Here is a 19,446-nt window from a genome sequence, read left to right on the forward strand (position 1 = left end):
CGCAAAAGGCAGGGTCGTGGCCGGTTCGGCGGTCAGTCTTGCCTGGCGTCAGTCACAGGGTGCGTTGTTGTACGGCCCGCAAATGTCCGGATGCGTCTTGGCCCACTCGTTCAGGTCGACCACCTCGCACCGGCCGCCGCCCTGCGACGTAGTGGAGGGGTTGCCCTGGGCGTCGAAGCAGACAGTGCCCCAGAGAGGCTCGGGATCAGGTTCGATGCCCAGGCCCGCGTTTAGCATGAAGAGAACGGCCCCAAAGATCATCGCCCGCATCGCAGCGTCTCCGTTTCGCCGACGATCACAGATCACCCCATTCTCGTCGATCCGCGATGCGAAGGGCGAAGGGTTACAGATCTTGAGGCGAGATCGCAGGTGGTCGACTAATCATGGGAGATCAGGCGGCAGTCACCGCACATCCGTCAGCCGATCGCGCTCGCTAGCCGGATTGGGTCGCAGCCGTCGAGCCCGGCCAGACGACTAACGGCCCGCCCCCGACCACCAGAAGCGGGAGGGCGGGCCGCCTCCCATGGCTCGCACCGAGAGTCAGCTTAGTCGATGAGGCTGTCTGGGTCCACCTATGCTGTTCAGTGTCAAGGCTGACGACGGGCGTCGCTGGGGCTCAGGCTCGGATGAGCGCCCGGACCTCGGTGACGCGTATGCCCGCTGCGGTGGTGGTGATCAAGGACGGTTCGGTGCCGCTCATTCCGGCGCCGCTCCAGCTGATCCGCCACGTGGCGACGGCGGAAAGGGTGAAGATCCCGCCCGGGGCGGCCTCGGAGGTGCTGGTGTAAGTGTGCCCGCACGTCGGTGACTTCGCGTCCGGCGCGGAGACGGCAGTCCAAGCGGTTCCGGCGTTAGCGCAGATGACCGTCTTTCCGTCGCCTGTGTGCCAGGTGATGGTGACCGGTTCGGCTCGTGCGGTGATGGTGATGCCGGGTACTGATGCCGTCGCGGTGCGGGCGGTCCACCAGCCGGGTTCGATCCACAGCCACGTGGGCAGGTGGACGATCTGCGGGGTGTTCAGGTCCGGGCTGGTGGCGATGGCAGGGGTGGGCAGTGCGAGCCGGTCGGTGGCGCGGCGGGTGATGGCGGCGAGCGCAGACGGGGTCTGGGCGAGGTAGACCGTGCCGAGAGTGCGCCAGTCGCCGGTGGCCGGGTCGTAGCAGGTCTTGATGTAGTAGTGGTCGGGAAGGTGGTTGTAGCCGTCTTTGCCGTAGTAGCAGCCGCCGGAGCCGAGCCAGCCCCAGGCGTTGTGGCAGTCGACGACCTCGCCGGCGACTCTGCAGACGATCGTGCCGTTGCCGCCGCTGGTGGTGTTGTCGCCGCCGGTGTAGGTGACGACCACTTCGCACGCGGCGGAGTTGGGTGCCTGTTCGCAGTTGGTGTCGCCCCAGTTGTCGGCGTGCGCGGCGGGGGCGGTCAGCAGCAGGGTAACGAGCGCAAGGGTGGCGACCAGCGCTGCTCTTATGGTTTGCATGATCCCACCTTGTGAATGGCCAGGCCGGTCACCTTCCAGGTGCCGGAGGTGATCTCCAGGTCGGCGAGGACGAGCCGGAAGCCGCCAGGGGCGTCGTTGAACGCCGAGCCATCCGCCTTGTAGCGGCTGCTATCGCGGGTGTCCATGCAGTCGCGGACGCGGATCTTCGTCGGTTGCTGCGCGGGCTGCATGCTGTCTACGGCCGGGTGGAACAGCGTCTCGCCGCGACCGCGTAGGCCCTGCTCCTGCATGGTGGTGAGGGCCCCTTGCAGAAGCTTGAGCGCCTGTCCAGCGGTGCGCTCGGTCAGTGCCGGGAAGTTGGGATCTCCGGCCCGGCTCGCTGCGACGAACGCCCGCTGTGTCACAAGATAGGCGTCGATGGCCTGGCGGGCAGGGTCACGTTGCGGATCGCTGGTCGGGCTCGGCGAAGCCGGGGCTGCGGTCGTGACACTCGGCTCGACCGTGGGTGTGGCTGCGGGCTCGCTGGTGCCGCAGCCGGCCAGGGCGGCGCAGATCGAGGCGGCAAGAAGCGTGGTGGCGGTGGCACGGTTCATGTTGGTGTCTCCATCCTTCGGTGGTATCCGGCGCGCAGCGTTCATCGCCACGACCAGTTGTGTACGGACATCGATGTCGGCAGGGCTCGCCGTGTCGGTCTAGGCGGCTTTGGAGTCGCGCTGTGCGCCGATGTCGTGCACGGTCGCGGTGGTGCTGCTGCCGGCCGCGGCCTGCGAAGTCTTGGCGTACGCGGCGAGGATCGCGCAGTAGACCGCGTGGCGCTGGTGGCCCTTGCGGGTGATCCAGTAGTCCGGGAAGTCGCGGCGTCCGGCCATGTTGCTGGCCTTGACGATGAGTCCGCGTTTGGTCAGCCCGGCCAGCGCCCGGGTGATCGCGTTGTCGTCGAGGTGCCCGCCGAGCTGCGCCAGCAGCTCGGTGCCGATGCCCCGGAACTTTCGCGGTGATTGCGTGGCCAGTAGCGCGAGGATCAGCGGTTCCAGCCGTCGCCGGAACAGGTCCGCCACTTCGTCCAGTTGCCCGATGTCCATATTGGCCCCCGTTACGTGAGCAAGTTTCGACCGTGCCCCTTGATCGCCGCCGAGGCAACTGGCCGCGCCGCCTCAGCCAGCCCTTCTGCCCAAAAGGACGATGGCTTGTGGCTCATTCGGCCGATGCTATGTCGGTCTAATCCGGAATCGGCACAGACATCGGTGTACGTACACGCGCCTACGGACCTCGACATGCGTACATAACTGGTCGTGGCAGGCATGTCCGCCAGTCCGGTACCACGGATCAGGTACCGGATCTAGGAGGAACCCATGCCGTCGATCGCCGACGTTTCGACCCGACTTGCCCGTGACACCCGAGCGGCGAGCCCTCCGCGCTGGCCGAGGCGGCGGGTGTCCCAACTGGTGGTGAGTCTGCTGCTGGTGGTGGTGTCGGCGGGCGGGTTCGCCCTGTGGCAGACCAGCGCCGAGACCCGCACGCAGGTGCTGGCCGTGGCCCGTCCGGTCGCGGCCGGTCAGGTACTGTCGCGGGCGGATCTGCGGACGGTGCAGGTGGACGTGGCTGCGGGGATCTCGCTGGTGCGTGCCAGTGAGCTGCCGACGCTGATCGGTTTGACGGCGGCGGTACCGCTGGCGCAGGGATCGCTGCTGACGCGCTCGCAGCTGGGTCCGGCCGAGTTCCCGGCCGCTGGTAAGGCGGTGGTTGCTGTCGGTATCGCGGCGGGGCGGCTTCCGCAGGGTGTGGTCGCCGGGACTCGCGTGCGGCTGGTTGCCGGCGCGGCCGAGCCCGCGGTGCCAGCGCCGAGTCCCGCGCTGGGTGCGGTGTCGGCGGAGCCGGTGGAGGCGACCGTGCTGGCGGTGGTCGACGGGGTCGACGGCACCGGGACCATCGTGGTGTCGGTGCTGGTCGACTCCGCCGACGGGGTGCGGGTCGCGGCGATGGCCGGGGCGTCCGTGGTGATCGTGGGTGGTCAGCCGTGATCGTGACGGTGTGCTCGGTGAAGGGAAGTCCCGGGGCGAGCACTCTTGCCGTCGCCCTGGCGGTGGCCGATGGCTGGCCGCAGGACGTGCCGCCGGTGATGGTGGAGGCTGACCCCGCCGGGGGTGACGTGTCGGGCTGGCACGCTGTGGCCGACGCTCCCGGGCTGGTGACACTGGCCGCGCAGTGCCGCACCGGCACCGCCACGCTGGCCGAGCACGCCAGCAGGCTGGCGTGCTCGGCACAGGTGGTGGTGGCTCCCGGCGGGCGCCCCCAGGCCACCGCCGCCGTGGAGCTGCTGGCCGCCACCGACGTCCGGCTGTGGTCGCAGGACCGCACGGTGCTCGTCGACGCCGGGCGCTGGCACCCGCTGTCCCCGGCAGCACCGCTGATGACAGCAGCTGACGTGCTTCTGGTGGTAGTGCGCGGGGACGCCGGAGCGCTCAAGCAGGCCGCCGATGCCCGCCTGCCCGGCAACGCCGCGCTGGTGGTCGTCGGCGAAACGGTTTTCCCCGCCAGCGAGATCAGCGCCGTACTCGGCGCGCCGGTCATCGCCGGGGTTCCCCTGGACCGGCACGGCGCGGCCGTGCTCTGCGGAGCGCGCCCGCCCGCGCGGGGCTGGCGGCGAGTGGGCCTGCCCGCCGCCGCACGCGCTCTGGCCGAGGCGCTGTTGACCGACGCGGCGACGCGTGCGCGCCTGGCGCAGCCTGTCGGAGGTGAGTGGCCGTGACCGAGCGCGACCTTCTCGAACGGCTGCGCGCATCGGTCGCCGACCGAATGGCCGCTCATGCCGGCGGCGACAGGCTCGACGCCGCGGCGCGCCGGGAGCTGGCGCAGCGCTATATCGCGGAGGAACTCGACGCCCACGCCCGCCAATCGCTACACGACGGGCAGGCGACGCTGTCACCGCAGCTTGAAGCGCAGCTGGCAGCGGCGGTGGTCGACGCGCTGACCGGCGCGGGCCTCCTGCAGCAGCTGCTGGACGACCCGGATGTGGAGAACATCGACGCCAACGGCTGCGATCACGTCTGGGTACGCCGCACCGACGGCAGCAAGCTGATGGTCGGGCCGATCGCCGAGTCCGACGAGCAGATGGTGGAGCTGATCCGCCGTATCGCCACGGAGATCGCCATCGGTGATGGCGGGCAGGGCGAGGAGCGCGGCATCGACCGCAACAACCCGCATCTTGACCTGCGTCTGCGCGGCGGCTACCGGCTGCACGCCGCCGTGTCGGTGTGCGCACGGCCGAGCCTGTCGATCCGCCGCCCGACGCTGATCGCCACCGACCTGGCCGAGCTGACCGCCCGCGGCATGATGGATCCCGGCCTGGCGCAGGTGCTGCACGCGGCGATGGTCGCCCGGCTCAACATCGTGATCGCGGGCGGGACCAACGTCGGCAAGACCACCTTCGCGCGAGCAGCGGCTAGGGCGATCCCGGCCCGCGAGCGGCTGATCACCATCGAGGACGTCTTCGAGCTTGAGCTCTACGACCCGGTCGCGCACCCGGACGTGGTCGCGTTCCAGGCCAGACGGCCCAACCTCGAAGGCGTCGGCGCGGTCACCATGTCGGCGCTGGTGCGGGCCGGGCTGCGGATGAACCCCGACCGGGTCATCGTCGGGGAGGTTCGCGGCGACGAGGTCATCGACCTGCTCAAGGCGATGACGCAGGGCAACGACGGCAGCTTCGCCACGGTGCACGCCTCCAGCAGCGCGCAGGCGTTCGGCCGGCTGGCGATGTACGCGGTGCAGGCCCCCGAGCGCCTGGCACTGGACGCCTCCGCGATGCTCATCTCCCAGGCCGTGCACATGGTCGTCCACCTCGGCCAGACCCGCGACCGCGCCCGGGTGGTGACGTCCGTACGGGAGGTCACCGGCTGCGACGGCCGCGACGTCATCTCCAACGAGGTATGGACCCCTGGCCCGGACGGTCGCGCCGTGCCCGCCACGCCGCTGCGCGCGGCCACCCTCGACCGCCTCGAAGCCGCCGGGCTGTCCGCCCGCACGATCGACCAGGTGGGGTGGTAGCCGTGACCGCGCTCGCCGCGCTGCTCGGAGCCGTGACCGGCCTCGGCCTGGCTCTGGCCATGGCAGCCCTGCTCGCCCCGTCCGCGTCCGTGCCGCCGCCCCGCCGTGCGGCCTTGACCCAGCAGCAGCTCATCCGGATGGCGGTCGCTCTGGCCGCTGCCGTGCTCGTCGGCGCGGTTACCCGCTGGCCGGTCGGCGCGCTGCTTTCGGCGCTGGCCGTCTACGCGCTGCCGGTGGCGCTCGGCGGCGACCGCGGCGCCCGCCAGGCCCTGGCGCGTACCGAGGCGGTGGCGACGTGGGCGGAGATGCTGCGCGACAACCTGTCGGCCGCCACCGGGCTGGAGCAGACGATCGTGCTCACCGCACCATACGTGCCGGAGGCGATCCGGCCGCAGGTCGCCGACCTGGCCGCGGCGGTCCGGCTCGGCCAGCGGCTGCCCGCCGCCCTCGACGTGCTGCGCGAGCGCATTGACGACCGCACCGGCCGCCTGGTCGTGCGGGCGCTGAGCCAGGCGTCGCAACGCCAGTCGCGGCAGTTGGCCGAGCTGCTCACCGAACTGGCCGGGCGCGCGCGGTCCCGTGCGAGCCTGCGGCTTCGCATCGCGCCCGGCCATGCCCGCATCCGCACCAACGCCCGCATCATCGTGGGCTTCACCCTGGCCATGGCCGCAGGACTCGCGCTGGCCCGCCCGGCGTTCCTTGCCCCCTACGACGACGCGCTCGGCCAGCTCGTCCTGCTCGTCGTCGGCGCGGCGTTCGCCGCCGGGCTGACCGGCATCGCCCGCCTGGCCCGCGTCGGCACCGACGAAAGGAGCCCACGATGACGACCGCACTGCTGCTCGGGGCCATGTTCGGGGCCGGTCTGGCGCTGCTGGCCGCGTGGATACGGCCCGCACCGCTGAGCCTTGCCGCCGCGTTCGCGCTCATGCACCCCACCATCGCGAACGGCACGACCCGAGCAGGTCCGCTGCCAGCGCATCAGCCCGGCATCGTCTCGGCGCTGGGCAGGCCGCTGGCCCCACTGCTCACCCGCCTCGGCCTGCCCCGCCACCGCACCCGAGCCAACCTCACCGTCTGCGGCAAAGATCCGATCCGGCACGTCGCCGAACAGGCCGCCACCGCCCTGGCCGGGTTCCTGCTGCCACCAGCATTCGCCGCGCTCATCGGCCTCGGCGGTGTCAGCCTCGGCTGGCAGGTCCCGCTGTGGGCCTCACTGCTGCTGGCCGGGCTGGGCCTGTGGCTGCCCGATCTCGCCCTGGCGTCACAGGCCGCGCAGCGGCGCACCGCCCTGCGCGACGGAGTGTCGGCGATGCTCGACCTCGTCGTGGTGTCCCTGGCCGGCGGCGCCGGAATCGAGCAGGCACTACGCGACGCCACCGAAGACGCCGAAGACTGGGCCGCCCAGGCGCTGCGCCACGCGATCGAGGCCGCACACCTGCGCCGCCAGCCGCCCTGGCAGGCCCTCGGCGAGCTGGGCCAAGCCACCGGCGTCACCACTCTGTCGGAGCTGTCAGCCGCGCTGTCTATGGCAGGCACCGAGGGCGCGCGCATCCGCGCGACCCTCACCGCCCGTTCGGCAGCCCTGCAGACCCACCTGGTCGCCGAAGCCGAAGCCGCCGCGATGTCGGCCACCGAACGCATGGTCCTGCCCCTGGTCGCCCTGCTCGGCGGCTTCCTGATCTTCCTGCTGTATCCCGCGTTCGCGTCCATCCTGGGCGCGCTCTGACACCGGAAGGAACCGCACATGATCACCCTGTACGCGTACGCCACCGCCCGCCTGCACGGGCTGCGCGAGCGCATCCGCCAACTGCCCGACGACGGCTACTCCACCGAAACGATCCTGGTCACCGCGCTGCTGGTCGCCCTCGCCCTCGGCGCGGTTGCCATCATCGCCGCCAAGGTCTACGCCAAGATCAACGCCACGAATCTGTGAGGCCCCCGTGACCAGACCACGCCGCGCCCGCGACAGCGGCGCCGTCACCGTCGAACTCGCGGTGGCGATGCCCGTCCTGCTCCTGCTCATCCTGACCGCCGTGCAGATGGCGATCTGGGCCCACGCCGACAACGCCGCCACCGCCGCCGCCAACCGCGGCGTACAGGCCGCCCGCGCCTACCAGGCCACCACCGACCTCGCCACCGCCGAGACCAACATCGTGCTCGCCGCTGTCGGCGGCGAAGTCCTCAACGACACCCAGGTCACCGTCACCCGCACCACCACTGCGGCCACCGTGCGCATCACCGGCCACGCGCAATCGCTGCTGCCGGGTCTGCGCCTGCCGGTGGACGTCACGGTCACCGCCCCGCTGGAAACGGTGCGCTAATGCGAGCACCACGCACACCCCGCCTCGACGACACCGGTTCGGTGACCGCCGAGATCGCGACGTTCGTCGTGCCGTTCCTGCTCATCCTCGCCGCGTTCGCGGTCTTCGCCGGACGGGCCACCTCGGCGGTCATCGACGTCAACGCCGCCGCAGCCGCCGCGGCACGAGCCGCAGCCAACACCACCACCTCAGCGTCCGCACGAACTGCTGCCAGCGAAGCCGCCGCCGCGATGCTCAGCGACCGGCGCTGGACCTGCACCACCACCACCGACACCTCAGCCTTCGCGCGCGCCGGCGCGATCACCGCCACGACCACCTGCACAGTCACGTTCGCCGACCTCGGCCTGCCGATCAACGGCACCCGCACGGTGTCGGCCACCGCTACCGAGCCGGTCGACACGTACCGGAGTTGGCCGTGACGCCCGTTCGCTGGTGGCGGCGCGACGACGGCCAGACCACCGCCTTCACACTGATCATGGGCATCGCGGTGCTGGCGCTGGTCGCGCTCGTCCTGGACGCCGGCCTGGCCATCGGGACCAAAGTCGACGCGGTCGCAAGCGCACAAGCAGCCGCCCGCGCCGGAGCCCGCGAACTCGACCTCACCACGCTGCGCGTCAACGGCGCCGTCCGGGTCGACCCCGTCAAGGCCCGCGCCGCTGCCCAGGACTGGCTAAGCCGCGCGGAGCTCACCGGCACCGTCACCGTCGCTGGCGACCAGGTCACGGTAAGCGTCGCCACGAGCCAGCCCACGCAGCTACTGACGCTTATCGGCATCGACGCCATCGCCGTGCACGCCACCGCCACCGCACAAGCCGTCTCACCACCCTGAGGAGCACAAGTCATGGCACCGCTACGCCGCCACCTCATACGCCTGTCCGCAGCCCTGATCCTGATCGCGGTGGTCGCCGGGCTGCCCGCCGCCCTCGTGGCAGCCGTCGGCTGGCCGCTGCCCGACCACCTGCCCACCGCCGATGAGATCACTAACGCGCTGGGCAGCGAACTCAGCGACGGCATGATCCTCGACCTGCTGGCCGTGTCGACGTGGCTGCTGTGGATCGCCGCCACCCGGGCCATCGTGACAGAAGCCCGCGCCGCACTGCTTGGCCGACCGGTCCGCGCCCACCTGCGCCCCGCCGGGCCGCTACGCGCTGCCGCGTCGGCGCTCATCAGCGCACTCACCCTCGGCGTCGTACTGTCGGCCGCGAGCACCGCATCCGCCAGCCCCGCCCTGGCCAGCGAGCAGCCCTTCGCAGCCACCACCGCAGCAACAGCGAACGCCGCGGCGCCCCAAGCCCCGACGATCATCCAGGTCGGCAACACCCGCTACACCCACGTCGTCAAACGCGGCGAGTACCTGTCGAAGATCGCCGCCGCGTGGCTCGGCGACGCCGACCGCTGGCCTGAGATCTGCGCCCTGAACAAACACAGGCATTTCAAGACTGGCGGCAAGCTGCGCGACTGCAACCTCATCTACCCCGGCTGGGACCTCAAACTGCCTGCCGACGCCCGCCCACCGGCCACCGCCAAGCCCGCCGCGCCACCAGCTCCCCAACCGCGCACGCCCGCCGCCGCGCCACCCGCCGCCGCCACGCCTCCGGCCGCTGCCCCGAGCCACGTCCCAGCACCCGCCGCGCCGACCAGCCCGGCGCAGTCGGCACCAGCGAGCGCATCCCCCGACCGCACGCACACCGCCCCGGCGCCGCAGGCACCCGCCGCCCGCCACGACGGCCTGACCCTGCCTGACGGCAGCTGGATCCCCTGGGCACTCGCCGCAGCGATCACTGCGGCATCGGCGATGGTGTGGCTCCAGCGCCGCCGTCGCTACATCCCTGGCACCGAAGACGACCTCACCGAACTGCCGACACCCGTCACCAACATCGGAACACAGGTCCGACGCAATCCCGACCTGCCCATGCCGGTGGACACAATCGCTCTGGCCACGACCGTGCCACCTCAGCAGACGCCGCCCGCCGGTGGGATCGGCCTGACCGGCGACGGAGCCCACAGCGCCGCCCGCGCCGCACTCATCACCGCCCTGGCAGCTGGCAGCCCCGAGCACCCCGACGCCCGTGCCGAAGTCATCATCGACGCCGCAACCCTGGCCAACCTCATCGGTGCCGACGCCGTCACCCTCGGCCCCTGGCCCCGGCTACACATCGCCGACAACGTCGACGACGCCCTCACCATCGCCGAATCCCAACTTCTGCACCGCAGCCGCATCCTCGACGAACACGCCGCGACCGACCTCGACGAACTACGCCGCACCGCGCCCGACGAAGAAACCCTGCCGCCACTACTGCTCCTGTGCGAAGCACCACCACCCGGCGCCCGAATGCGCGCCAAGGTCACCTTCAGCCTCGGCGAACGCCTCGACCTGACCGCGCTACTACTCGGCGAATGGGCCCACGGCGCGACCATCGACGTAGCCGCCGACGGCCGCACCACCACTACCGCCAACACCCTCGACCGGCCCCTGCCAGACCCCATGGCCGTGATGCAGCCCGACACCGCCGTAGCCGTCCTGACCACACTGCGCGAGGCACACACCGGCCAACCCACGATCACCCCCGCGCAGCCTCCCTGTCCCGCCATCCCCGCGACGGACGAAACCCCCGAAGCCCAGCCCCAGCCACTGCAGGTCATCACATCGACTGCCGACCGGACCACGGGCAAGGCCCGGCTGCGAGTGCTGGGCGCACCACATATCGAAGACCCCAGCCGCGCCCTGCGCACCGGCGCACTGGAACTGGCCGTCTTCCTCGCCGTCCACCCCGACGGCATGGCCACCCGCGACATCGGCGAACAACTCGAACCCGACTCCCGCGTCAACCAAGCCGACCAGCTCGTACACACCAACGCCAGCAACCTGCGCCTGAGCCTGGCCCGACCCGGCCACGCCGCCAAAGGCGCATACGTCATCAAGACCGCAGGCCGCTACCGACTAGACCCAGCCAACGTCGATGTCGACCTGTGGCAGCTGCGCGACCTGCTACGCGCGGCTCGCCCCGCCACCGCAGACACCCGTCGACGGCTGCTCCAACAGGCCTGTGACGTGTATACCGGGCCCCTCGCAGCAGACCGGGACTACGAATGGATCACCCCGTACCGCGAAACCGCCCGCCGCTGGGCCACCGAGGCCCACCTCCTGCTCGCCGAAGACCTGCTCACGGACGATCCACAAGCCGCGTCCGACCTACTCGACAGGGCGATCAAACACGACGAGTACAACGAGCAGCTCTACCGGCTGGCCATGCGCGCCCGACACGCGCTCGGAGATCCCGACGGCATTCGCGCGCTGCTGCGTGCACTGGCCAAGGCGCTGACCGAACTCGACGCCGAACCGTCCGAGGAGACACAGGTCCTGGCCCAGCAGCTCCGAATCTCTTTACAGCGACGATGACGACGGCTCCGAAGGTCATAAGCGCGGGATGGGTCTACGCCCTCATGGTGACACCGGTCCTGAGATGGCTGGTCATCCACCACAGCACGGCCCAAGGCCAGCCTTGGCGGACGGCCTGCCCTACCTGCAATACACAGGCCTGGCCTGCGGCTTGTCGGCCGCAGGCCCGCTGCGCCGGCTGCGGTCAGTTCCAGGGAGCGCGCCCCTGGTCCCTGGAACTGACCACTGTCTTGCTGGCCGCCGCGGTGGCCGTCAGCGGGCAACGAGGCTGGGCGCTAGTCGCTTTCAGCTGGTGGGCTGTGACAGCTGCCGTACTGTGGCACGTTGATCTCGTAGTACGTCGGCTGCCGTTTCGGCTCACCGCATCGATGTCGTTGGGCACCTTTAGCGCGTTCGCACAGGTCGGCAATCCGGGCGCGATCGTTCGTGCTGCCGCCTGCGCGACGGCTGCCTTGCTGTTCTTCAGTTTTCTCGCTATTGCATCAAGGGGTGCGATCGGACGCGGCGACGTTGCACTGAGCTGGCCGATAGGAGCCATTCTAGGTTGGCTGAGCTGGGTGTCTGCCTACATGGGTGTCATCTGCTCTTTTGCCATCGCTGCGGTCGTTGCGCGTTGCGGCCGGGAAAACGGACGTGACCGAATCGCATTTGGTCCGTACCTCATCGCAGGCGTGACCATCATGATCCTAGTCCGCTGAACAGGTCAATCCGGCCAGCTGACCTATTCAGTTAGGTCCTCGCGAACAAGGTTAGCGATGTCCACCAAGGTACCGCGGCCGTGGACAGTCCACCGGCTCGTGCCTTGGACCGTCTTGGGCGAGGATCCGGTGGCCTCGATGAACATGTGTAGGACGAGCGCGGTCGGCGCGTACTGTTTGCCGTCACCTTCCCAGAGCAGCGGTGCGCGGCGGTCGTTGACCCATGTGGCTCGACCGCGCCTCGGATCCTCGGTCAGCCACAGCAGGAGTTCCCGACGTTCGCGGCCCGTTTGAGCGCGGAATTCCAGAGATGTGCCGTCGGAAATGGCGTTTGCGTCAACCAGCACTCCCACCGCGTTGCTCTTGCGTTCTGGCTTCGTGGCCCGGTAGACGTCGGGCAGAGTAGCCATGTAGTTGAAGGTGGTTGGTCTGGTGGTGGAATGGTCGCCGAGGATCTGGCGCGCCTTCTCCTCGCTCTTGAAGATCGTCTGAACGTAATTGTTCGGTGCGTGGAGATCCACGCTCAAGATGACATTGGCAAGGGTGGGTGCTGCGAGTTTCCGGGCTTGTTCGACAATCGTTGCCCAGTCGACATCCGCGTCTCCGATTCCCCGCAGGTCCAGTTGCCGAGACACGAGGTTGACGACCGCGAAGTCGCCATGAGTTGCCACCTGTGATGCGCGGCCGATCAGCTCATCCTGCGCCGCTGCGATCTCCTCTTTAACGGCACGGAGAAGTGAGACTGCCCGCCAGACGCGGTAGGCATTCACCTTGGGGCCAAACAGCTTCTCGTAGGTGTCGTCGCGCCAGAGACGTTCATGTCCCTGTTTGGCGCGTGCAACTATCGCCGGATCGCGATGAATGCTTGCGAGCGCGAGAGCCGCTTCGACGACCGAGCAGCCAGCGTCCGGTTCAGGTTCGCGCTCACCTCTGCGGATTACGTAGGACTTGTGGAGCGACAACGCGAACTCGTCGCGGATGCGGGCCTGGTTCTGATCTAGAGAAACAAAGTCACGCGCCTCCACCCTGTTCTGAGTGTTGGTTGCCTTTGTCACCTCCTCGGCAAAGCGATCAGGGCAGTTCTCGAGCGATATCACGCGAACCCAGATCCGTGCCTTGCCAGCGTTGTCAGGATCACGGCGCATAGCCTCGGCCACACAGTGGACGGTCTGAGCGCCGTTCACCACGCTCGCACCTTCCAGCACGAGATCGGCCGGGCCGTGTGTATTCATTGCGTGGCGCGCGGTTCGACCAAGGTTGTCGCACAAGATGGTTATGCCGTTATTGAAGTACAGGAAGTCTTCAGGACGAGAGAGCAGCGTATCCAGAAGAGCCTGGTTAACTTCAGTCAGGCCTAGCGCAGCTCGAATGTTCTTATCGAAAAGCCGGTTGCCGTAACGCTCAGACCAGTCCGCAACCTGCGACGCGTTTACCAGCCCCTGGTAGACCTTGTACGGTTCCTCCGTATAGCCAGGACTGTCTAGCCGCAGATCGAGATTAACGCTGGCGTCGCCAACTCCCGCAGCGGATCGAACTATGTCGTGAAAGTCCTGCAGGCCGACGACACGAATGCTGACTAGATCTCGTGCGTCGCGCATTATCTTGTCGAAGACGGCCTGCACAGCCGCAGATAGGACGTTGTCGCCCAGCAGGGCCACGACAAGTACGATCTTGACCTGCGGGTTGCTGATCACTTGATCGATGCTGGCCTCTAAAGCGCGGAACCGCGAGTTGAAGCCAGCGAATTCTCCGTTGGTGATGTTGTCGAGCGCCTCACGCAACTTTGCCGCATCGCCTACGCCGAAACCGGCGTTGCCCCTCTCGTTCCACTTTGATTGAGCAAGCCAAAGCACCGGAGGCCGGTCTTGTGACAGCACGACGTCGACATGGCCGTCATCAAAGCCGTCGACGATGGCGCCTACTGCCACGCTCTTGTCACAGCCGCTCAGATGCTGGACCGCCAGGGCCCCGAGCGCACGGCTAAAGAACGCACTCTCCTTCTCGCCGGCGGGACGCCCGTCTAGATCAGACAGATCTACGAGGTCGCGGTACTCCCGATCAAGGTAGTCACGAACGTGCCGCACGTGCAGTTGGCTCATGAACCCTCCGTCTGGCGCGGCGACCACCGACAGGCCGTCGTAAGCAAGCGATCAGACTAGCTCACGGCCGCACGTCGCTGTCATGGAAAGTCGCGAAGGTGCCTGGCCGAAACTGACTGGACGGGTGGTGGGAGGAGCACGGGTGCTCCAGATGGACGACGGCGCTAGGAAGCGCGTCGCGGATCGGATCCCGCGACGTTATTTGCACCTTGCGGACATACACCGTGACCTGGAAATATCGTCTTGCGTTGGCCATGCCCGTCCGGGGAACGGTTGAGAGCTGTCGGCAAGCAGTGTTCTAACCTTTACAAATGAGTGCGTACCTCGTGGTCCTCGGGCATCGTGACGCTATTCGGTGGGTTTTGAACGCGCAGCGGATGGCGTTCCCGGCTACACCCCGGGCGGAACTCCGCGCCTTGAAGAACGGTGACCGCCTCTACCTCTACGCCACACGGGGGGCCTGGAAGAACCCGAACCGTGACCGCGGTCGAGTTATTGCCAAAGCAACTGCTACGAGCTCGGTCGAGGCGCTGGAACAGCCAGTCGAGTTGGCCGGCAGGTCATTCACGTCCGGCTGCGACCTCGCCATCGAGGGTGTAGTGCCGTACCCCGGGGGCGTTGAGCTTCAACCTCTTGTGGCGCAGCTCGAAGCTTTTCCTCGCCCCGAGCACTGGTATTTCTATCTACGCCGAGCCCTCGTGCCACTCTCTCGTTTGGACGAAGCAGTTATCGACTTACATTTGACAAATCTGTCAGTCGAGGCATCGCTAGCCTTGGAAAGCTACCCCGCCGGACGCCTCTCCAGGTCCCACCGACACAGCCAGACAGCTTTATTGCATCAGGAACTGAGTGGGCGCGACCTATCGGATCACGCCCACTCGACAGAGCACGCAAACGGCTGACTAGGCCAGGCGGACCGACTTACTCCACCTTCCAGCTTCTTCGAGCCGGCTGCGAATGTTGTCCAAGCGCTTGGCGGCGTCTGCAATCTGCCGCTGCCTGACGATATCGAATGAGCCATCTGCCAGCACTGGTACCTCTATGCTCAGCTGGCTGACACGCTTCGTGTACAACTTGGCCTCGTAGAGATATCCGCCCTGGGCGATAGTGCGGCCGAGGGCGACCGCCAGATAGTTCAGATCTATCTGCTCGCTTGGCAACGCATCTGCGTTTACGGCGTCATAACTGGTGAACGTCAGAGGGTCGACCTCGTCTAGTTCCTCGTCAGATATCTCGTCTGCCGGAACTTCGAGCTTCTTCGCCAGTCGGTACCTTAGCCAGTCCCGCTCGTCCCGGCGAGACCACGGTTGGACGAGGACAACGTCGTCGGTCACCACGCATCCGTTCTCGCGGGTGAACACGGTTCCGACGGCGGACGCACCGGTCGCCATGACTGTTACCGATGGGAAAAGCTCGGGGCGGATGTACCGCTCGGTAAGCCAGTTGTGAGCAATCCGCCCCTTGATCGTGTCCTGTCTCGTGAACACGCTGTAGACCGGGATGTTGCCAGGGTTCTCTCTCAGATCGACATTCCTGATACGAACTCCAGATCGAATCTGGAAGTACCTAGAGTTCGACAGACTAAGTGAAGTCATCTCACCGGCAGTCAACCGGTCGATCTCCTCGCGGGCTTGCCGGAGTTCGTCGAGCAGTTCGACGAGCGTGTCCTCCGCGAGTTTGATGAAATCAGCCGTGTCTATTGTCTCTGCTCTGACGCCGAGCGCTACGTATTCATCATCGCTCCAGTGACGGATCACGTCCCACCGTTCATCCGCGCCGAATTCAGCGGATGGCACGAGCTTTGCGATACGGCTGCCTTCGTACGGTGTCGCTCTATCAACTTTTGACGCCGGGTTAGCTCGGAAGTGCACGAAGAGTTCTGCGAGATCTGCCAGGTCGTTCTCACCCGGAGTTGCGACTCGTTCGTGGTCGAGGGTCTCTCCGATTGTTCGCGCCAGACCGCAGAATACCGCCGGTCGGTGTTGGTTCGGAACACGGCGCTTTTCCAGAATCAAGATATACGTCGGCTGCGCGGTGTTGAAGAACGCCCCGCGGGGAAGTTGGATACTGCCTACAATGTTGCACTCGGAGAGAAGGTTGGACTTCATGAGGCGGGCAGTGCGGTTCAACAACCCGAGCGGGACAATAACCAGAGCTATGCCGCCGGGGCGTAGTGCACCCGAGATGTAGCGCAGGAACAATGCCTCAACGCCAAGACCGCCGTTGTCGTAGTAGTCCTTGAGGAAAACGCCGTTGCGCAGACCTTTGGAGTGCTCCATCTCTTTGCGGTAGATCGCGGAGCCCTGAGTGACGTACGGCGGATTGGTGAGAATGACGTCTACCGAATCGCGTGGCGGGTACTCCAACGCGCCGAGCGTTTCATTGCCGTTGAGAAGGATGAAGGTGTTCGCCATCGCCTGATTGAGCGCACTGGGGGTCGTGCTGGGATCGCGGACTGACTCGGCGAGGTGCAAAAGCATGTTCGCCTTCGCGAGAATATTTGTGTCCTTGTCGACATCAACCCCGATGAGCTTTACGCGCTGGTGGGGCTTTCCGTCCTCGAACCGCACGTTTCCGGGTAGAGCATCCGAGAACAGAAGGGGTTCGAGGAGGAATCCTCCTACGCCTGCCGCGGGGTCGAGCACAACGGCGTCGTCTGCGAGCTTGTTCAACTGTGCCATTTTGATCATGGCTTTGACGATGTTGCGGGGCGTGAAGAACTGGCCCAAGCGCTGTTGCTTTGCGCTTCGCCTCAGGAACATCTCATAGAGTCGGAGCTTGAACTCTGGTTCGATGTTCGTCAGTGCCCCGAAATCCTGGAACGACTGTAGGATTTCACAGAATGTGCGGTTGTAGCTGGAGGGCGCCTCATTTGACGAGGACCGCAGGAAAGCGAATCCATTAATGATGGATGTCGTGGAGTTCAAGCTCTCGTTCTCGAGCCCGAACACGGCTCGTACGACCTTGTCGTCTACGGGCAGACGTTCTACGAAGATCTCTTTGATCTTCGGCCTGATGTGGCTCACATAGTATTCGATCTGAGTTTTGCCCTTTTGCCCTACGAACGACTCCTCGTCAGGAAGCAGTGCATCGAAACGGTAGTCGGCCGGCAGAACCGAAAAGGGGAGGTTGTCGCTGAGGAACTTCAGCATGAAGATCTCGACAAAGGTAAGGAGACAGTCTTTCGGTTCCGCCTTTGTCGCATGCCACACCGTCTGCCAAACGTTTTCGGCTAGCGCCTTGGGGTCTCGAACCAGTCCGCTCTCGCCACGGTAAAGGTCGGCGAGCACGCCAGGGGCGAGGTCCCGGACCTCCTGGTACTCCACGATCTCGCCTGCTGCGGCGGAAGCTGCTGCATCGATGTACCTGAATCTGCGGCCGTCCGTGGTAATGGCGATGTTCACGCCCATGGATAGGGCTGCGACTACGGCCTGCTCGGCCGCTTCAAGATCCTCGTCTTCGCTGCGTAGCCGTGACTTGTCCTTCCATTCGGCTACAGCAACGGGCAGCAGGCGGCTTCCGACGCGGTGAAGGTAGACCGAGTCGGGCCGTGTGAGTCCGGGCTTCTTAGGCGGCCGGTACCTTGTGCAGGGGAAGGGGACGCTCGCCGCGACCGTGAAGTCGAGGCCCGCCTTCGCGAGGGTCGCCACGGTGGTGGAGCCGAGTTCGAGCAGTTCGAAGTCACCGAAGCGTTTGCCGCGTATACCGCTAGAGGTGAGGTACCCCTTCTTAGCGAGTTCTTCTTGGCTCACGCCTTCTCCCCTGGTCGTCACAGCGTCGAGCCAGACTGTATCGGGCGCTGGGTGCAAGGACCCACTGGCCGTGGCGGCAGTTACGTCGCTCGGGTGCTCGGAGTCCTGTGAGCTGGCCGTACGACCTAGTCTGACCTCGCAGGCGCCAGGCTCGTCGGCGCTAGTGTCGACACGCCATATGTGTCCAAGAATGACCGCGTTTGTTGCCATATCGCTATTTTCGTAGTTCACCCCCGAATTCCCGCTCTATCTGTGCCGCAGGTCAAGCCGTGTTGCCCGATCCGACCTCATCGCCTGGGCGACACTCTGGTCACAACGCGGGCCGGTTGCCGACAGGCGCGACCTCGCCGCCGAGCAGCGGTGCCGGACCCGTGCGCGCATGCAACGACCCAGCGGCGAGGCAGTCGCTCTTCATCGATCTTCCGTCGTTGCCGGCGTGTGTCTGCTACCAGGACGGTTGTATCCGCTGAGATCCTTCCGACGGTGACTCATGGTTGTCGCGAGCGTGGCCTTGGGCGGCCCACTATGAGCGGAAAGTGAGACGTGCACGCCGTTGATCTGCGTGCTGAACGGCACCTCCGGTCTGGTGGCCAGAGCACTGACGGCGGCTCATGTTTCGTTCGCCGGTGCTACCAGCGCCGGGGAAGCGCGGTTCGCGAAGTCTGTATCCCACTCGGCGAGAACCATGACGACGAAGTGATCGATGATGGGCTGAATTGCTTCGCGCGGCGCGTCGAGATCAAGGCGAAGGATCAGCTCCTCATACAGATCACGTAGGTGGGTCTCCCGATCTTGTGATGCCTCGCCTGGACCTGCGCTAGCCAGATAAGCGCGCACCTCTTGAGCCCGCTTCACGATCTGAAGGGCATCGGCGATGCTGATCCTCCGAGCCACGCCCTTGCCCATGGTAAACAGCATCGGCGGCAGTACCCGCCAGGCGTGCCCCTCGGCGTAACGCACGAACAATGCTGCGGGCGCCGAGACCCGCTCGGCGATGGCACCAGCCAGCAAGCCGACACATGCATCGGCGAGCCGGACAGGTGCCCGGCGAGCCCATGACTTCACCGGCCGAACGGTGCGGCGGTGTCCAGAGGTGACGTGCCGCAGCAGCGACGAACTCGTGGCATGGGTGAAGTAGTGGGATGCGTGACGGTACACCCCGTCGTACAGCGCGACGGCCAGGCTGCCACTGGTTGCGGCGTCGATCTGAGCCGCCATCGACCGCACATCGAGAAGTTTTTCCGGTTCGCCGAGGGTGCGCACGGCCTGCCGGATCAGCGTGTCGGGGATCAATCCAGCACTCGATAGAAATGCCAGCATGGCCGGCATGGTCTTGATCTCTGCGGCACGCAGCTTGCTGACGGCATCAGGGTTGTGAAGGCACCACAGGCCCACGATGCAGGTCTCTATAGACACTCGCGCCAACAGCGCCGCCGCCTCGCGCTGGCGGCTCCGTACCGCACGGCGCGTCTCCTGTTGCAACGACAGCACCCGCAGCAGCGCCAGCTGGGCGAAGTCCAGCCCTGTGACGGCCGTGTCGTCCTGCGGCCAGGGATCGCGGGCAGCGAGGTCGCGTGCACTGCGCCGGACACGGACACGCCGCAGAACGTCTGGATAGGGCAAGGTGCCACGAAGGACAGTACGGCCAATCGTCAAAATGGCGTGCTTCACAGCAGACAGCATCGCAGGGAGTGGCC

Annotated in this window: 18 protein-coding genes; 11 read left to right on the forward strand and 7 right to left on the reverse strand. The window is 66.7% G+C overall.

Going from position 1 to position 19,446, the window contains the following annotated elements; translation table 11 throughout:
* Nucleotides 1–48: 48 nt before the first annotated feature.
* From HAV39_RS10275 to HAV39_RS10290, 4 genes are all read right to left on the reverse strand, one after another.
* Complete coding sequence (locus HAV39_RS10275; RefSeq protein ID WP_191838928.1) at nt 49–270, reverse strand: hypothetical protein; 222 nt, start codon at nt 268–270, stop codon at nt 49–51.
* A gap of 346 nt (nt 271–616) precedes the next feature.
* Entirely contained in the window at nt 617–1,474 is an 858-nt protein-coding gene (locus HAV39_RS42595; RefSeq protein ID WP_239120586.1) for a hypothetical protein, read from the reverse strand.
* Entirely contained in the window at nt 1,462–2,079 is a 618-nt protein-coding gene (locus HAV39_RS10285; RefSeq protein WP_191838929.1) for a hypothetical protein, read from the reverse strand. The genes HAV39_RS42595 and HAV39_RS10285 overlap by 13 nt, the downstream gene beginning before the upstream one ends.
* A 48-nt stretch (nt 2,080–2,127) precedes the next feature.
* A complete protein-coding gene (locus tag HAV39_RS10290) occupies nt 2,128–2,517 on the reverse strand; it encodes a hypothetical protein (protein WP_191838930.1) in 390 nt (129 codons plus the stop codon).
* 351 nt (nt 2,518–2,868) lie between these two features.
* On the opposite strand from HAV39_RS10290, the gene HAV39_RS10295 reads away from it, so the two are divergent.
* From HAV39_RS10295 to HAV39_RS10345, 11 genes are all read left to right on the forward strand, one after another.
* Nucleotides 2,869–3,456, forward strand: coding sequence for an SAF domain-containing protein (locus HAV39_RS10295; RefSeq protein WP_191838931.1), 588 nt, complete (start codon nt 2,869–2,871; stop codon nt 3,454–3,456).
* Entirely contained in the window at nt 3,453–4,184 is a 732-nt protein-coding gene (locus HAV39_RS10300; protein ID WP_191838932.1) for a CpaE/TadZ family protein, read from the forward strand. The genes HAV39_RS10295 and HAV39_RS10300 overlap by 4 nt, the downstream gene beginning before the upstream one ends.
* Nucleotides 4,181–5,479: a TadA family conjugal transfer-associated ATPase gene (locus HAV39_RS10305; RefSeq protein WP_308440875.1), complete on the forward strand. Its 1,299-nt coding sequence runs from the start codon at nt 4,181–4,183 to the stop codon at nt 5,477–5,479. The genes HAV39_RS10300 and HAV39_RS10305 overlap by 4 nt, the downstream gene beginning before the upstream one ends.
* Nucleotides 5,480–5,481: 2 nt before the next feature.
* Complete coding sequence (locus tag HAV39_RS10310; protein ID WP_191838933.1) at nt 5,482–6,303, forward strand: type II secretion system F family protein; 822 nt, start codon at nt 5,482–5,484, stop codon at nt 6,301–6,303.
* Nucleotides 6,300–7,205, forward strand: a complete 906-nt coding sequence (locus HAV39_RS10315; protein WP_191838934.1) for a type II secretion system F family protein — start codon at nt 6,300–6,302, stop codon at nt 7,203–7,205. The genes HAV39_RS10310 and HAV39_RS10315 overlap by 4 nt, the downstream gene beginning before the upstream one ends.
* A gap of 18 nt (nt 7,206–7,223) precedes the next feature.
* Nucleotides 7,224–7,412, forward strand: a complete 189-nt coding sequence (locus HAV39_RS10320) for a hypothetical protein (RefSeq protein ID WP_191838935.1) — start codon at nt 7,224–7,226, stop codon at nt 7,410–7,412.
* 7 nt (nt 7,413–7,419) lie between these two features.
* Nucleotides 7,420–7,800, forward strand: coding sequence for a TadE/TadG family type IV pilus assembly protein (locus HAV39_RS43245; RefSeq protein ID WP_191838936.1), 381 nt, complete (start codon nt 7,420–7,422; stop codon nt 7,798–7,800).
* Nucleotides 7,800–8,219, forward strand: coding sequence for a pilus assembly protein (locus HAV39_RS10330; protein WP_191838937.1), 420 nt, complete (start codon nt 7,800–7,802; stop codon nt 8,217–8,219). The genes HAV39_RS43245 and HAV39_RS10330 overlap by 1 nt, the downstream gene beginning before the upstream one ends.
* On the forward strand, nt 8,216–8,629 hold the full coding sequence (locus HAV39_RS10335) for a pilus assembly protein TadG-related protein (RefSeq protein WP_191838938.1): 414 nt from the start codon (nt 8,216–8,218) through the stop codon (nt 8,627–8,629). Before HAV39_RS10330 ends, HAV39_RS10335 begins: the two co-directional genes overlap by 4 nt.
* A 12-nt stretch (nt 8,630–8,641) precedes the next feature.
* The gene (locus tag HAV39_RS10340) at nt 8,642–11,200 is read left to right on the forward strand and encodes an AfsR/SARP family transcriptional regulator (protein WP_191838939.1); all 2,559 of its coding nucleotides are present in this window, start codon (nt 8,642–8,644) and stop codon (nt 11,198–11,200) included.
* Between the two features lie 299 nt (nt 11,201–11,499).
* Nucleotides 11,500–11,898, forward strand: coding sequence for a prepilin peptidase (locus tag HAV39_RS10345; RefSeq protein WP_191838940.1), 399 nt, complete (start codon nt 11,500–11,502; stop codon nt 11,896–11,898).
* 23 nt (nt 11,899–11,921) lie between these two features.
* Here the strand turns inward: HAV39_RS10345 and HAV39_RS10350 are convergent, their stop codons facing one another.
* From HAV39_RS10350 to HAV39_RS42605, 3 genes are all read right to left on the reverse strand, one after another.
* Nucleotides 11,922–13,997 carry an AIPR family protein gene (locus HAV39_RS10350; protein ID WP_191838941.1) on the reverse strand — a complete coding sequence of 692 codons (2,076 nt, stop codon included), beginning with the start codon at nt 13,995–13,997 and terminating at the stop codon, nt 11,922–11,924.
* 902 nt (nt 13,998–14,899) lie between these two features.
* Nucleotides 14,900–17,749, reverse strand: coding sequence for an HsdM family class I SAM-dependent methyltransferase (locus HAV39_RS10355; RefSeq protein ID WP_191838942.1), 2,850 nt, complete (start codon nt 17,747–17,749; stop codon nt 14,900–14,902).
* A 609-nt stretch (nt 17,750–18,358) separates the two neighbouring features.
* The gene (locus HAV39_RS42605) at nt 18,359–19,420 is read right to left on the reverse strand and encodes a hypothetical protein (protein ID WP_239120587.1); all 1,062 of its coding nucleotides are present in this window, start codon (nt 19,418–19,420) and stop codon (nt 18,359–18,361) included.
* Nucleotides 19,421–19,446 lie beyond the last annotated feature (26 nt).

Source organism: Catellatospora chokoriensis, assembly GCF_011297315.1.
GTDB lineage: Bacteria > Actinomycetota > Actinomycetes > Mycobacteriales > Micromonosporaceae > Catellatospora > Catellatospora citrea.